The 14,829-nt window shown below is 64.3% G+C and carries 13 protein-coding genes; 7 read left to right on the top strand and 6 right to left on the bottom strand.

All coding sequences use genetic code 11. The annotated features are described in order from the left end of the window. Nucleotides 1-94: 94 nt before the first annotated feature. Nucleotides 95-304 (bottom strand): hypothetical protein, encoded by a 210-nt coding sequence (locus HU230_RS23870; RefSeq protein WP_173638244.1) that lies wholly within the window; start codon nucleotides 302-304, stop codon nucleotides 95-97. Between the two features lie 291 nt (nucleotides 305-595). On the opposite strand from HU230_RS23870, the gene HU230_RS23865 reads away from it, so the two are divergent. Next, entirely contained in the window at nucleotides 596-1,015 is a 420-nt protein-coding gene (locus HU230_RS23865) for a hypothetical protein (protein ID WP_224943487.1), read from the top strand. A 144-nt stretch (nucleotides 1,016-1,159) separates the two neighbouring features. Further along, complete coding sequence (locus HU230_RS23860; protein ID WP_224924552.1) at nucleotides 1,160-2,359, top strand: MFS transporter; 1,200 nt, start codon at nucleotides 1,160-1,162, stop codon at nucleotides 2,357-2,359. 46 nt (nucleotides 2,360-2,405) lie between these two features. Here HU230_RS23860 and HU230_RS23855 read toward each other — a convergent pair whose 3' ends face one another. Continuing rightward, the gene (locus HU230_RS23855) at nucleotides 2,406-2,897 is read right to left on the bottom strand and encodes a MarR family winged helix-turn-helix transcriptional regulator (protein WP_176529592.1); all 492 of its coding nucleotides are present in this window, start codon (nucleotides 2,895-2,897) and stop codon (nucleotides 2,406-2,408) included. Between the two features lie 316 nt (nucleotides 2,898-3,213). On the opposite strand from HU230_RS23855, the gene HU230_RS23850 reads away from it, so the two are divergent. Both HU230_RS23850 and HU230_RS23845 read left to right on the top strand, forming a co-directional pair. After that, nucleotides 3,214-4,773: a porin gene (locus HU230_RS23850; protein ID WP_176529593.1), complete on the top strand. Its 1,560-nt coding sequence runs from the start codon at nucleotides 3,214-3,216 to the stop codon at nucleotides 4,771-4,773. Between the two features lie 737 nt (nucleotides 4,774-5,510). Beyond that, nucleotides 5,511-6,653, top strand: a complete 1,143-nt coding sequence (locus tag HU230_RS23845; protein WP_176529594.1) for an alpha/beta hydrolase — start codon at nucleotides 5,511-5,513, stop codon at nucleotides 6,651-6,653. 43 nt (nucleotides 6,654-6,696) lie between these two features. Here the strand turns inward: HU230_RS23845 and HU230_RS23840 are convergent, their stop codons facing one another. The 3 genes from HU230_RS23840 to HU230_RS23830 form a co-directional block, all read right to left on the bottom strand. Next, the gene (locus HU230_RS23840) at nucleotides 6,697-7,101 is read right to left on the bottom strand and encodes a DUF4864 domain-containing protein (protein ID WP_176529595.1); all 405 of its coding nucleotides are present in this window, start codon (nucleotides 7,099-7,101) and stop codon (nucleotides 6,697-6,699) included. 274 nt (nucleotides 7,102-7,375) lie between these two features. Further along, nucleotides 7,376-8,914 carry a lysozyme inhibitor LprI family protein gene (locus tag HU230_RS23835; RefSeq protein WP_176529596.1) on the bottom strand — a complete coding sequence of 513 codons (1,539 nt, stop codon included), beginning with the start codon at nucleotides 8,912-8,914 and terminating at the stop codon, nucleotides 7,376-7,378. Between the two features lie 67 nt (nucleotides 8,915-8,981). Beyond that, the gene (locus tag HU230_RS23830; RefSeq protein ID WP_018273259.1) at nucleotides 8,982-9,530 is read right to left on the bottom strand and encodes a cupin domain-containing protein; all 549 of its coding nucleotides are present in this window, start codon (nucleotides 9,528-9,530) and stop codon (nucleotides 8,982-8,984) included. A gap of 148 nt (nucleotides 9,531-9,678) precedes the next feature. Here HU230_RS23830 and aptA point away from each other — a divergent pair, with 148 nt between their 5' ends. After that, a complete protein-coding gene (gene aptA / locus HU230_RS23825; protein WP_176529597.1) occupies nucleotides 9,679-11,007 on the top strand; it encodes an omega-aminotransferase AptA in 1,329 nt (442 codons plus the stop codon). Nucleotides 11,008-11,113: 106 nt separating this feature from the next. Next, nucleotides 11,114-12,379 (top strand): D-amino acid dehydrogenase, encoded by a 1,266-nt coding sequence (locus HU230_RS23820; protein WP_176529598.1) that lies wholly within the window; start codon nucleotides 11,114-11,116, stop codon nucleotides 12,377-12,379. 11 nt (nucleotides 12,380-12,390) lie between these two features. On the opposite strand, the gene HU230_RS23815 is transcribed toward HU230_RS23820, so the two are convergent. After that, nucleotides 12,391-13,836, bottom strand: a complete 1,446-nt coding sequence (locus HU230_RS23815) for an MATE family efflux transporter (protein WP_176529599.1) — start codon at nucleotides 13,834-13,836, stop codon at nucleotides 12,391-12,393. Between the two features lie 112 nt (nucleotides 13,837-13,948). On the opposite strand from HU230_RS23815, the gene gcvA reads away from it, so the two are divergent. Beyond that, nucleotides 13,949-14,827 (top strand): transcriptional regulator GcvA, encoded by an 879-nt coding sequence (gene gcvA, locus HU230_RS23810; RefSeq protein ID WP_210284184.1) that lies wholly within the window; start codon nucleotides 13,949-13,951, stop codon nucleotides 14,825-14,827. The last annotated feature ends 2 nt before the right edge of the window (nucleotides 14,828-14,829 follow it).

Below are 14,829 nucleotides of genomic sequence, written 5' to 3'. Positions count from 1 at the left end.
CTGGCCCACCCTTGAACCTCACGTGGCAAGTCTAGCTCAATATCCGGTCCGGCGCGAGATCGGCGTCGGCTGCCCGAGACCGATCATGGCGGCGTCAATTGGCTGAGAGCATCCATCTGCGCCAATGCGTCGGCTGGATGTCGAGATGCCTGCTGCCGGCATGATCGACCCATTCGGCGCCGTCCCGGTGGCACGGGAACATCAGCGCGTGCACCATGCCGTCATAGTCGAGGACACAGACCTCGAGCTCTCGGTCCGACGGCGCCGACGCAACGGGTAACCACTCTGCTGACGACGAATGCATGACGATCCTCCGACGATGTGCGCTTCGATCCTTTACCTTGCGAGCTGCGCGCCATCCGGGCGGATGATAGGTCCGGACGGCGAGCCGCCAATGTGAACCGGCTCGCATTGTAGCAGTTTTTCTCATCAGCATGGATCACGGTTCGACGGACGATATTCCCGGTCGATCGGTCAGTTGCGACCGCTGCGGTGCACGATGCGGATTGAACTTTCGCGGCCCGGCCGCCGACCAAACGCCAGCAACGCCACTCAGCCGCCAGAGGCATCCATGTCGAACCGGGCAGGTCGAACCATGACAGCAGGCTTTGCTGCCGCGATCGCACTGCTGTCGGCGCCGGCGTCCGCCGTGACGCTGCCGGACGACCGGGCCTGGATGATCCGCATGATCACCTGCAAGGGTAACGGCGTCCTGATGGAGGTCTACCTGCCGCAATCCGTCGTCTTCGCGCCGCATGGCGGCATGGCCGCGGGCAAGACGGCGGACGGCTACTACACGCTCGATCTGACCGAGCTCAACAAGGGCAAGGACCTCGAGCCGGTGCATGTGACGATGAGTGCGGACAGGAAGTCCGTCACCGTCGACCAGTACACGCGCGGCTTGCCGCCGACCCGCATACCGGTCGGCGGCGGCACCGTGGATTTCGATCGGCGCTTCGGCATCGGTGCGAAGTGCGGTCCGTTCCGGGCGCAGGATCCGAACTACGGCAATTGAGCCGCCTCACGCGCCGGTGAAGGCAATGCGTCCCCTCGCTGGCGCATGCCTAATCTCTCGGCAATGTGGCTTGACCCGGAGGCAAATGCCGACGAAGTTCCGCGCGCCGTGGTAATTTCTTCTGAATTTTCTCCTGAAGCAGCAGTGTTCATTCCCGACTCGCGCCGGGCATGGCTGCGTCTTGCCGTCGCCGTGGTGATCGGCTCGCTCGGCAGCGTCGGCATGTGGTCGGTCGTAGTGGCGTTGCCGGCAGTGCAGACCGACTTCGGCGCGACCCGCGGAACGGCGTCGCTCGCCTTCACGATGGTGATGCTCGGCTTCGGCCTCGGCCAGGTCGTGACCGGCAAGATCAGCGATCGCCACGGCATCGTCGCGGCGATCGGCGCCGGGATCGGCATTCTCGGTCTCGGCTATATCTGCGCCGGCTACGCGCCGTCGATCTGGGCCTTCATCCTGCTGCATTTCGCGATCGGTCTGTCGTCGGCCGCGACCTTCGGCCCTCTGATGGCGGAGGCCTCGCACTGGTTCGAGCGCTACCGCGGCCTTGCGGTCGCGATCGCCGCCAGCGGCAATTATGTCGGCGGCACGGTGTGGCCGCCGCTGGTCAATTTCGGCATGCAGAGCATCGGCTGGCGCACCACCCATATCGCGATCGGCATCGTCACCGCGATCGCGATGGCGCTTGCGCTCGTGGTGCTGCGTCTGTTGATGGGGGCTGCGACCCGGCGCAGCCATGTCAACGCCGCGCCGCCGCGGGTCGACATGCGGCTCTCCACCAACGCGCTGACCGCGATCCTGTCGCTCGCGTCGATCTCCTGCTGTGTGGCGATGTCGATGCCGCAGGTTCACATCGTCGCCTATTGCGGCGATCTCGGCTACGGCGTGGCGCGCGGCGCCGAGATGCTGTCGCTGATGCTGGGCTTCGGCATCATCAGCCGGATCGGCTCCGGCTTCCTCGCCGACAGGATCGGCGGCATCCGCACGCTGCTGATCGGCTCGATCGCGCAGGGCGCGGCGCTGCTGTTCTACCTGTTCTTCGACGGCCTGACCTCGCTCTACATCATCTCGGCGATGTTCGGCCTGTTCCAGGGCGGCATCGTGCCGAGCTACGCCATCATGGTGCGCGAGGCGATGCCGGCCTCGGAAGCCGCGACCCGGATCGGCATCGTGATCTTCGCCTCGGTGTTCGGCATGTCGTTCGGCGGCTGGATCTCGGGCGTGATCTTCGACGCCACCGGCTCCTATGCCGCGGCCTTCGCCAATGGCCTCGCCTGGAACCTGCTCAATGTCAGCATCATCCTGCTGCTCCTGATGCGGTCGCGGCAGCGGCTGGCGATCGCATGATCCGGAAAAGTGCGAAGCGGGACTGCAGCGGAATCTCGGCAACTTCCTAAAGATCGACCGAGATTCTCGCGATCGCCTTTTCCAGGCGGCTCTTGATGGAATCCATCTTGCCGGTCAGTTGCAGCAGCTCCCGCAGATCGAGGTCGGCATAGACGAACTCGTTCAACTCTTTGCGTTGCGCGGACAGGTTCGCCATCTGCTTCTTGGCGTGCTCTGTCAGTGACAGGTTCACGACCCGGGCATCCTCGGTCGAACTCTTGCGGCGCACAAGGTTCTTTTTTTCGAGCAGCTTCGACTGCGTCACCACAAACGACTGATCGACGCGCAGTGCCCTCGACACCGCGCCGACCGGCAGGCCGACGCTGCGGTCCTCGGCATTCGCCAGGACCGTCATGATCATCCATTGCGGACCGGTGATTCCGATCATCTTGGCCCAGATGCTGCGCAGCTCGTCCAGGCGGATGCTGGTCGACACGATCTCCCAAGCCAATCGCTCAGCCGCGTCCTGCAGTTTGTCGGTCGATTTGCGCTCGGTCATGACGTACCTTAACAAAAATTCATGTTCACGGATATCGAGCAATTTTTGAAGCGGGCGCCGTGACGAAAATGTTCGTCGATGCGTTGCCTGAATGACACATGGCTGCGCAAACAGAGAATGACTAACTAATATAAGTTGAATATGTGACTACCCGATTGCATTGTTCCCCCGTCGTAGATGGGGGGCATCCACCATCTCACGCCTGCAGTGGCCGAGTTGACCACGAGCATCTTGAAAATGGCTGCGCCGCAGCGGTTTTCGGGAGGGGAACGTTTGTCGCTTTGCCAGCAGTGCAAGGCATCACTTGGAGGATAGCATGAAGATCGTTAAGGGCCTTTTGTTGGGCTCGGTGGCAACTCTCGCCGCGAGCAGCGGAGCGATGGCGGCCGACCTTCCGGTCAAGGCCAAGGCAGTCGAGTACGTGAAGGTCTGCTCGCTCTATGGTCCGGGCTTCTACTTTATTCCGGGCACCGACACCTGCATCAAGCTGGGCGGCTACCTGCGCATGGATGTTCTGGCGAACACCAACTCGGACCACACCGGCAACTACGCCGGCGCGGGCGGCGCACAGAACCGCTTCACCAACGGCTACACCTGGCGCTCGCGTGAAGACCTCAACGTCGACACCCGCACCGCGACCGAATACGGCGTGGTCCGTACTTTCTTCGATGCGACCTTCAGCTGGACCTCGGACAGCTACGGCGCGGGCGCTGCGGCAGGCTCGACGGTCTACTCGCCGATCGGAACGGCTGCTGCCCCGAACAACGCAAGTGCAGGCGGTGTCGCCGCCGGCACGGTCGGCGTCTATTACGCCTTCATCCAGTTCGCCGGCTTCACCATGGGTAAGGCGGTCTCCCAGTTCTCGGCGCCGTGGGCCAACTATCCGGGCAACAACTTCGACGGTCTCGTCGGCGGCGGCGGCACGATCACCGGTGTGAACCAGTTCACCTACACCGCGCAGTTCGGCAACGGCGTGTCGCTGGCCCTGTCGGCCCAGGATCAGTCGGCCTACTATCAGGCCGGCGTGCAGAATCTCGGTGTGCAGGGTACCGGCGCTCTCGGTCCCTACGGCGCGAGCGACTATGCCGGCACGATTGCTCCGGATCTGGTCGCGTCTCTCCGCGTCGATCAGGCCTGGGGTCTGTTCCAGGCGTCGTTCGCGGCGCATGACAATCACGCGGCCTACTACGGTGGCACCGAGTTGACCGGTCATCCGGACGACAAGTGGGGCTGGGCGGGTCAGCTGGCCCTGTCGATCAAGAACATCCCGACCGGACCTGGCGATACCATCAACGTCCAGGGCGTCTATACCAACGGCGCAACGCGCTACAACATCCAGGATCTCTCGGGTGCCGGTGCGTTCACCTACTTCGGCAACACCGGCGTTCCCGGTGCCTACCAGAGCATCGGCTTCGGCATCGCGCCGGACAGCGTGTTCGTCAGCGGCGGCTCGCAGCAGCTGATCACGACGTACGGCGTGCGCGGTGCGTACGTCCACAACTGGAATCCCTATTGGAACACCAGTGTCTATGGTGCGTGGGCCCAGGTTAACTACAACAGCACCGCCAAAGGCTACATCTGCGGCCCGGGCGGGACTGGCGTGGGCGGATCGTTCGGCGTCCTGATCGGCGCCACCTCGAATCTGACCTCGTGCAACCCCGACTACAGCATTGCTCAGATCGGTACGCAGACCCAGTGGACCCCGGTGAAGAACCTGACCTTCTCGGCTGACTTCACCTACACCCATCTGGATCAGAACTACGCTGGCACGATCACCTACCCGGGTAGCGCTGCGATCGGCAAGCCGGCCGCCGTCTACTCTCTCAGCAACCAGGACACCTACATGCTGCTGCTGCGCGCGCAGCGCAACTGGTAAAGCCCGGTTGATCCGGACTTGATCGCTACCCAAAGCCTCGACGGGAAACTGTCGAGGCTTTGATTTTGAAAGAAGAGTCTGTTGTATGATTTACTAACATTAGTCTATCATGTACAAACTGGGTGTCGGTTGCTCTGCCGACCATGACGAGGGAGATATCAGACTTCTTCATGAAACCTCCAGAACCTCCGGCAATGCCCTGCCGGAGGTTTTTCATTTGAGGCGGTATGGTCGCGCGATCCCGAGCTTGGGCGCGGGCGATGCAGGACGACGGCGACAACGCATCCCCTTAGCGGTGCCGGGATAAGCCTGCGCAGTGCCGACGCGTTCGAGCGACCTGCGTTGCGAAGTCACGGCCGAGTGAGTGGCGGCGTGCCGGTTCTCGCGATCCCGTGAGTATACCGACGGCAAGTTCGCCAGGCGAGAGAAGCGAGTCGGTGGCTTCCGGCACATGGCCGAGCATTTGCTCGACAACGATTGCCGCAGCAACATTCGCCCTCAGGCATAAGCGCAACGCATTCCTGCGCCGCCATATCAACATTTGCCGCCGCCGAATTACTTCAATTATATGAATCCGATTTGGAATAATTTCTTGGGAGAGCCGCGTGATTGGCGTTTGCGATTTCGGCGCCGATTTTTTGTGGCGACCGAAGCGGCGGCTCGTCGACCCCAACGGGCGGACTCGTACCTTTCACGCGTACCGGCAGCGGAGCCGGGTGCGAACGAGTTGAAGAAATATGCATGAGCACTGTGGGGCGCGTGGAGCCTCGTCAAGCAGCGTCGAGTTCGATGACAAGGGCTGGCCTGCCTGGCCGGATCGCGAGGATCTGTCGGCGGAGTTCATCAAGCTTCTGGCCGCCGCACAGGAAGGCGGCTCGACGGTCTCCGAATGCTGGCTGACATTGAGCAAGATAAACCTCGCTGCGGAGAGCTCGTGGTCCGAAGAGTGGATCAAGACCGCGGAACTGAACGAGGCGAGAGCTGAGCTTTCGTTGCTGAACAACAATCTGGTCACCGCCCGTCGCAACTGGCTTCGGGCGACCACCTACTTTCACGCCGCCGCCAGGCCTCCCGGATACGCCAACCATTTGCTGAATCGTGCCGTCGACGGCATGCGGCGATGCGCAACCAGCTTTTTGAAGACCCGGGTTCCGGCCGGCCAGGTGCTCTCCGTTCCCTGGACGGAAGACCTGTCCCTTCAGGCCTACTACCTGCCGTCAACCTTGCGCGACGACGGACCCGTCATCGTGTGCATTGGCGAGCCGGGTTCCTACAAGGAAGAGTTGATCACCAAATACGCAGGTCACGCCAACGAGCGCGGGTTCTCGCTTCTCGCCATGGATCTGTTGGGGACTGACACGGCCTTGTCGCCGGAACGGCTGGAGGGCCACAAGTTCGAGGCGGCGATGAGCCGCGTCCTCGACTTTCTTTCGGAGAAGCCCGGTGTCGACAGCACGCGGATCGCTATCGTGGCGGACGCCTGCAACTCGTCCCTGGTCGCCCGGGCAGCCGCAAGTGATGCCCGGTTTGCCGCGGCCGTTTGCGACGCCGGAATCTGGGACTCGCACGAGAAGAGTTTCTTTTATCGGCAAGCCGGCGACGGCGAGCAGGCCGGATGGCTCGAAGAAGCCAATGCGATCTCGCGAAGCATCGATTGTCCGCTCCTCGTCACCGCGGGCGAGGGCGGCTGGCTTCTTCCAGGCGCCCTGATTGAATTCGGCAACCAATTGAGCAGCATTCATCGCGACGCCAGCTTGATCCTGTTCCGGCGTGCCGAGACCGCCGCCATGCAGGGGCATATCGACAACCCTACATTGGCCAATGAAGTGATATTCGACTGGCTTGAAGACAGGCTCCGGCTGAGAAAGGGCTTGTCCTGAAGCGACTGTCTTGGGGTGACCGTTGCGGACCCGATCCGCGCGATCATACTGCTTGGCCGGCCTTCAGCAAAGAGCAGCCGGTGATCTTCAAACTGCCGTCGGCCTGCCGTTCCAGCGTATAGAGCGCCTCCCACGCCTCGCCATTGGCGTCGACGATGTGAACGCGTTGCGCGATCCGGTCGCCTTCGCTGCGTGCCTCGCCGAACTCGAAGCTCCTGTGGCGATAGACCGGCGCGTATTGGTTCTGCACCATCGACATGAAGATATCGGCCTGCGGAAAGATCTGGCGGATCGCGGGGGCGGCATAGGAATAGGCCGCCGCGGCGTCGTCGCGGCCGAAGGCCTGCTCCTGGGCGCGGATCACGTCCTGCGCGGCGCCGACATCGTCGGCCATGCCCGGCGAGGCGATGGCGAACAAAATGGCGGCAATGAGGGCGATCGCGCGCATCGGAAGGCTCCCTGGTCGATCCTTGATCTTACGCGGCAAATCCGGCGTGGTTTCAAGCGCGATCGATTCCCGTCGAAAAATTGATCTGCCGCAAGGCTTCCTCCGGCCGGCGCACTAACCTTTGTTTTGCCAATCTTGGAGGACCGTCATGACCTTGGATACCATTCTCGTCGTCATCGCCGTGACCATGATGTTCGCGACGGTCGCGTTCGTGATCGCCTATGGCGACCACCAGACCCGCAATCTGTGATGGCGCAGCCGCCCGGCCGCGCCGCTACCTGATCGAGCCCTTGAAACTATCGATGTCGGGCGAGGGACGGGCCGGAAACAGCCGCGCGGTTGAGGAGTTGTCGAGCCGGCGCTTGCATTTCGCCTCGTCGGCGCTGTCCTCGGTGCCGTCCTTCCCGGTGCGCTTCCTGGCAAAGGCATCGTCCTGCCGGTTGACGATCAGCATCGCATGGTCGCGCTCGAGCGTATCCGGATTCTTGCGCTGCTCGTCGGAGCGGAACGCGCCGCCGGTGACCTTGCCGGTCATCTCGTAGTCGCAGCCGGCCTTCCAGTCGCCCTGGTCCCACTTCCATCCGGCCGCTTTCAGCGCGCCGTCTTTCTCAACGGTGACCTTGATGATGGCGTTATAGGCGAGCCAGACGCCGGCAAGCCCGCTGCGCTTGTCGTCAAAGCCTTCGAGCAGCGCCAGGCGTTCGCGCTGCAATCCGTTGACGTGATCGCGCGCATCGACGGTGAAGTGGACCTGCGAACTCTGCTTGTTCCAGGCCGGATGCAGGAATTCCGGGAATTGTTCGGTCTGGCTCTTCACCCAGTTGCGCTGGTCGTCAATCAGCGCGCGCCGCGTCGCCTCGTCGAGCCGCGGCTGCAACGCCTTCCAGGCGCGATTCAGCCGCTGGTCGTTGTCGGCGAGATCAGGATCGGCGCAGATTTCCTCGTCGGTCGCGGTCTCGGGCCTGGTGCAGTCGAAGGTCGGCGCGATGAACGCGGTGTCGGCCTTGTCGGATGCCGCATCCTTGCCGGCGGCAAAGTAGCTGCCGGTGACCTGCCACATCGACGAGCAGTCGTTGAGCCCGTCAAACTCCTCGTCATCGATGGTGCCGACGATCCGCAGCGTGTCGCCCTGGCGGCGGAGTTTTATTGACGGCGACTTGGCGGAAGCGCCCGTGGCATCGGTCGCCATGTTAGTCTTGGGCTTGTCGGGCGCCGTCTCGGCCTCGATCAGCACGGGGCCGGAGAGCCAGGCAGTCCCCGAGGGCTTCAGATCGGCCGTCAGCTTGCAGGTTCGCCTGCGATCGCCGCCATAGTCGCCGCGCAGATCGGCGGCGAGGCGATAGGCGCCGCCCTCAGTCGGCGTCAGCGTGAGGTGGCCGAAGGCATTGACCCAGTTGCCTGACAGGCCCGGACGGCCGGATGCGATGCCCTCAAGCGCGACCGCGCGGCGGCGCAAGGCCGCGGCAAAACTTGCTTTCAGCTCGTCTTCGTCGGTATCGGCCAGCACGTCCGCGGCGTCGATGATCATCTCGTTGAACCAGGCCTGGTCGCGCTTCAACAGCGGCCTGACATTCGCCGGCAGCTTGGGAAGCGCCGCGTCGAACGCCTTGTCGATCTGCGCCACGAGCTTGTCGTAGCCGGCCTTCCTGCAGTCAGCGGTCTTGATCCGGTCGTCGCCGCTATCGCCGCACAGCCTGATCGCGGTCCGCGCGCTGCTCGATGCGCGCAGGAAATCGTCCATCGCAGCCGACGCGCCGGGCGCAAGGACCGAGATGGCCGCGACGGCGGCCGCAAGCCGTGGGGAGCAAGGCATCGACGTCACCCGCAAGACCGCGACATGCGGCCCTTGCGGCTTGGGTCGCGCAGCGCCTGCGCCGGGTTCAAAATGTCGGCGGCGTACAGGCCGAAATCACCTCGCACGGCTTGGCGCCGATGCAGCGGAAGCGGTGCGGGCGGCGGCTTTCGAAGTAATAAGCGTCGCCGGCGTTGAGCACCCGCCGCTCGTCGTCGACCGTGACCTCGAGCCGGCCCGAGACCACGATGCCGCCTTCCTCGCCTTCATGCACCAGCGGCACCCGGCCGGTGTCGCTGCCGGGCTCGTAGCGCTCTTTCAGGATCTGCAACGCACGTCCGAACAGGCTGTCACCGATCTGGAGGTAGGAGATCGGCTTCTTGCCGATCTCGGTCAGCTCATCGGCGCGGTAGAACGCCTTGCGCGGCCGCTCCGGCTCGATCGCGAAGAATTCCGCAAGCCCCATCGGGATGCCGTCGAGGATCCGCTTCAGCGCGCCGACCGACGGGTTCATCTGGTTGGATTCGATCAGCGAAATCGTCGAGTTGGTGACGCCGGACCGCTTGGCGAGCTCGCGCTGCGACAGCTTGTGCCGCGCGCGGATGAATCGAAGCCGCCCGCCGATGTCGACGCTCATGGAAGATCCCTGTTGCAGGTGTTGCGGATCGAACAAATAGTCGCAGACCGCCTCAACAAGATCAATGGCTTGCCGTGCGACAGAAAAGGACTTGTTGAGTGTCGTGAAGAGTGGTCCGACTAGGCGCAGTCAGCAATGGAGCGCCGCCGTGACCGTTCATCAGATTCCGAACACCATCAAGACCGATTCGTTCTGGATGCCCTTCACGGCCAACCGGCAGTTCAAGAAAGCGCCGCGGCTGTTCTCCTCCGCCAAGGGCATGTACTACACCTCGGTCGACGGCCGGCAGGTGATCGACGGCTCCGCCGGTCTCTGGTGCGTCAACGCCGGCCATGGCCGCCCGCAGATCGCGGCCGCCGTCGAGCGCCAGCTCTCCACGCTGGACTTCGCGCCCTCCTTCAACATGGGCCACCCGCTGGCGTTCGATTTCGCCGAGCGCCTCGCCGAGATCGCCCCGAAGGGGCTGGATCGGATCTTCTTCACCAATTCGGGCTCTGAATCGGTCGATACCGCGCTGAAGATCGCGCTGGCCTATCATCGGGCCGCCGGCCAGGCGACCCGCACCCGCCTGATCGGCCGCGAGCGCGGCTATCACGGCGTCGGCTTCGGCGGCATGTCGGTCGGCGGCATGGTCGCCAACCGCCGCCAGTTCGCGACCCATCTGCCGGGCGTCGACCACATCCGTCATACCCATGATCTCGCCCGCAACGCATTCGCCAAGGACCAGCCGGATCATGGCGCCGAGCTCGCCGACGATGTCGAGCGGATGGTCGCGCTGCATGGCGCAGACACCATCGCGGCCGTGATCGTCGAGCCGGTGCCGGGCTCCACCGCGGTGCTGCCGGCGCCGAAGGGCTATCTGCAGCGCCTGCGCGAGCTCTGCACCAAGCACGGCATCCTCCTGATCTTCGACGAGGTCATCACCGGTTTCGGCCGCCTCGGCACGCCGTTCGCCGCCAACTTCTACGGCGTGACGCCGGACATGATGACGACCGCCAAGGGCATCACCAACGGCACCGTGCCGTGCGGCGCGGTGTTCGCCAGCCGCCAGGTCCATGACGGGCTGATGGTCGGCCCGGACAACGCCATGGAGCTGTTCCACGGCTACACCTATTCGGCGCATCCGGTGGCTTGCGCCGCAGGTCTTGCCACGCTCGACATCTACAAGGATGAGGGTCTCCTGACCCGCGGCGCCTCGCTCTCCGACTACTGGCGCGATGGCCTGCACTCGCTGAAGGGCCTGCCGAACGTGGTCGACATTCGCAATCAGGGCCTGATGGGCGCGGTCGAGCTCGCGCCGCGCGATGGTGCCGTCGGTGCGCGCGGCTATGACGTCATGGTCGATTGCTTCAACCGCGGCCTCTACTTCCGCATGAGCGGCGACTCGCTGGCGCTGTCGCCGCCCCTGATCGTCGAGAAGTCGCATATCGACGACATCGTCTCGATCCTCGGCGACGCCATCAAGCGCGTGGCCTGATAATTGCTAGCTAAACTTTAGCTAGCTCTACAAATTGCTGTCGCCGTTGCGAAGCAGAGTGGTTTCGCAGCGGCGATTGCGTTTTCGCTGCAGGATGTGAGGAAAAGTGAAGGTCCTTGTTCTCGGCAGTGGCGTGATCGGCGTCACCTCGGCCTACTATCTTGCGCGCGCCGGCCATGAGGTGACGGTGATCGACCGTCAGCCGAAGCCTGCGCTCGAAACGTCGTTCGCCAACGCCGGCGAAGTCTCGCCGGGCTATTCGTCGCCCTGGGCCGGCCCCGGCGTGCCGGTGAAAGCGGTGAAGTGGCTGCTGATGAAGCACGGCCCGCTGGTGATCCGCCCGAAGCTCGATCCCGTGATGTGGCTCTGGCTTCTGAAGATGCTGCGCAACTGCACCACCTCGCGCTACGCGGTGAACAAGAGCCGGATGATCCCGATCGCGGAATACAGCCGCGACTGTCTGCAGGCGCTGCGCAATGACATCGGCATCCGCTACGACGAGCGCGCGCAGGGCACCTTGCAGCTGTTTCGCGAGCAGGCCCAGCTCGATCACACCGGCGACGACATCGCCGTGCTGAAGCAATACGGCGTCCCGTTCGAGGTGCTCGACCGTGACGGCTGCATCAAAGCCGAGCCGGCGCTGGCCGGCGTGAAGCAGAAATTCGCCGGCGGGCTGCGGTTGCCGCATGACGAGACCGGCGACTGCCACATGTTCACGCAGGCGCTGGCGCTGGAGGCCGAGAAGATCGGCGTGCGTTTCAACTTCAATGTCGGCATCGACGGATTGAACGCTGACGCGACGCGGATCACCGGCGTTGCGACCAGCGCCGGGATGATGACGGCCGATGCCTATGTGCTGGCGCTGGGCAGCTACTCGCCGCATCTGGTGCGGCCGCTCGGCATCTCGCTGCCGGTCTATCCGGTGAAGGGCTATTCGATCACGGTGCCGATCAAGGACGCGAGCGGCGCGCCTGAGTCCACCGTGATGGACGAGAGTTACAAGGTCGCGATCACCCGGCTCGGCGATCGCATCCGGGTCGGGGGCACCGCCGAGATCTCGGGCTATTCGACCAAGCTCTACGACGCGCGGCGCGCGACGCTGGACCATTCGCTGACCGACCTGTTTCCGCGCGGCGGCGACCTGCCCAAGGCCACCTTCTGGTGCGGCCTGCGCCCGATGACGCCGGACGGCCCGCCGGTGATCGGCGCGACGCGGTTTGCCAATCTGCACCTCAACACCGGCCACGGCACGCTCGGCTGGACCATGGCCTGCGGCTCGGGCCGGGTGCTGGCCGACATGCTCTCCGGCAAGAAGCCCGAGATCGACACCAAGGAGCTGTCGATCAAGCGCTACGATGTCAGGTTCGGGTGAAAGCGAGTGGGCTATTCGTAGCCCGCACGCCTGATCAGCGGCGGCAGTGCGAACAGGCCGAACGCGACCATGCCGACCGCAACCGCTATGAAATTCCAGGTGACGTCCGCCTTCAACGCGACCACCGCGTAGCCTCCGGCGATCGCGATCGCGGCTCTGAGCAGCGCGGCGAGCACCGACGCCTCCATTCGCCGGGTCGCCTGGCCGGCACAGTAGAGCACGTAGCCGAGCCCGAAGAATCCGAAGAACGGACCGACGCGGTGCAGATACTCCGCGCCGATCTGCAGCACGGCGGGGTCCTGGCTGAACAGTCCGATCCAGGCTTCCGGAAAAGCCGCTGCGGCCAGCCCGATCGCTTCGGTCAGCGTGCAGGCCATCGCAATCCCGATCCACGACGTCTTCACCGCGCGGTCGATCCGGCCGGCACCGAGATTGGCGCTGATGATGATGCCGACCGGCCCGCCGATGCCGTAGGCGAGCGGGACCAGCAGAAACTCGAGTCGCGAGCCCGCGCCATAGCCGGCCAGCGCCTCGACGCCGCCGATCGCGACATAGGCGGTGACGATCGCAAGCGTGAGATTGGTGGCGGCCGATACGACGGCTGGCATGCCGCCGACGCGAAGGATCGCAAGCATTGGCGCAAGTGAGAGCGTCGGCATACGAAACGATGGCTTCAGCGCGCCAAAGTGGCCCCAGAGATAGACCGCGTAGGCCAGCGTTCCGAACGCGTAGTACACCAGCATCGCGACCGCGCCGCCGGAGGGGCCGAGGCCCTGATAACCGAACGCGCCGAAGATCAGCGCCGGCGACAGCGGCAGCAGGATCAAGGCGCCGCTGCACACCACGATCACGGGGACCAGCAGGTTGCCGGTGCCGCGCACCACGGCCATCAGCAGGTTGAACAGCCAGATCGGGATCGCGCCGGCAAAGATGATGCCGGAATAGGACAGCGCGATCGCAAGCGCGTTGCCCGAGATTCCCATCGTGCCGTAGAGCTGCGAGCCCAAGGTTAACATCACGATCGATGTCGCAAGGCCGAGCAAAACGCCGAGCGCCACGGCATACCTCGCGTAGTCGCTAGCGTCGCCGATCCGGCCGGTGCCGAGCGCACGCGCGACCGTCGTGACGAAACCGCCGCCGATCGCGCCCTGCGCGATCGCCACCACCAGCGACACCAGCGGAAACACCGGCGCCACGCCGGCCAGCGCATCGACGCCGGTGCGCGAGACGAAATAGACCTCCAGCAGGCCGATCAGGATCTGCACGGTCATGACGGTGGCGTTGGGCAGCGCAAGCCGCAGGATCAGCGGCGCGATCGGCTGCTCCAGCAGCATGCGGGTGCGCGGATCGAGATCGGCGGCCGCGGCGCGCGACGGCGGGCTTGCGTGACGATGCGGGCAACGACGTCCGTCGGCCGATGCTTCGGTTCGGCGCAATAGGGCAGCGGAAGAGGACATCGCAGGTGCTCCAGGGTGCTCGGTCTCGGGACCTGCTCACCTAGTCCCGCCGCGGCAATGGGGCGAACGATATGATTTGACAGCACTTGTTAGCGTTCCTAACAATTGCCGGATGGCCCCGTTGCCGCCGTTGGAGACCCTGCGCGTGTTCGAGGTGGCTTGCCGTCACGGCAGCTACTCGGAAGCGGCGCGCGAGCTGCATGTGACGCACAGCGCGGTGAGCCAGCGCATCCGGCAGCTGGAAGAGGAGCTCGGTCTCACCCTGTTCGTGCGGCAAGGCAACCGGATGGTGCCGACGCCGGCCGGACTGCGGCTACAGGCCGGCGTCAAGGGCGCGTTTTCGGAATTGAACGCGGCGTTCGGCAGCCTTCATACACGTCGCGCCGACGCCGAGCTGACCGTGAGCCTGTTGCCGGTGATGGCGGCGCGCTGGCTGGTTCCGCGGCTGTCGCGCTTCACGGCCCGCTATCCGTACATCAACCTGCACATCAAGACCGGTCAGGCGCTGGCCAATTTCAAATCCGATGGCGTCGACATCGCGATCCGGTTCGGCACCGGCGACTGGAAGGGGCTTCGTGCCATCAAGCTGTTCGGTGAAGAGTTTTTCCCGGTGTGCAGCCCGAGCCTCAACGGCGGCCGGTTGCCGAAGGACCCGGTTGCGATGCTGTCGGAGCCGCTCCTGATCGACCGCAATCTGTCATGGTGGGCCTGGTTCAAGTCGGCGGGCCTGAAGCTCGATCGCGACATCGTCGGCACGTCCTTCACCGATACCAACGCGCTGATGGAGGCTGGCGTGACCGGGCAGGGCATCGCGCTCGGGCGCCTCTCGATCACACGATCGGACATGCTGGCGGGGAAACTGGTGCGCCTGTTCGACCACAGTCTGCGCGTGGCCTATTGCCACTATGCGGTCTATCCGACGTCCTCGGAGTCCAATCCCGCGCTGGTCGCCTTCCGGGACTGGCTGGTGGAGGAGGCGCAACGCGGCTGAGC

This window comes from Bradyrhizobium quebecense (assembly GCF_013373795.3).
In the GTDB taxonomy this organism is placed as follows: domain Bacteria; phylum Pseudomonadota; class Alphaproteobacteria; order Rhizobiales; family Xanthobacteraceae; genus Bradyrhizobium; species Bradyrhizobium quebecense.
Note: the sequence above shows the minus strand (reverse complement) of the source record. Positions and strands in the feature narration are given on the sequence as shown.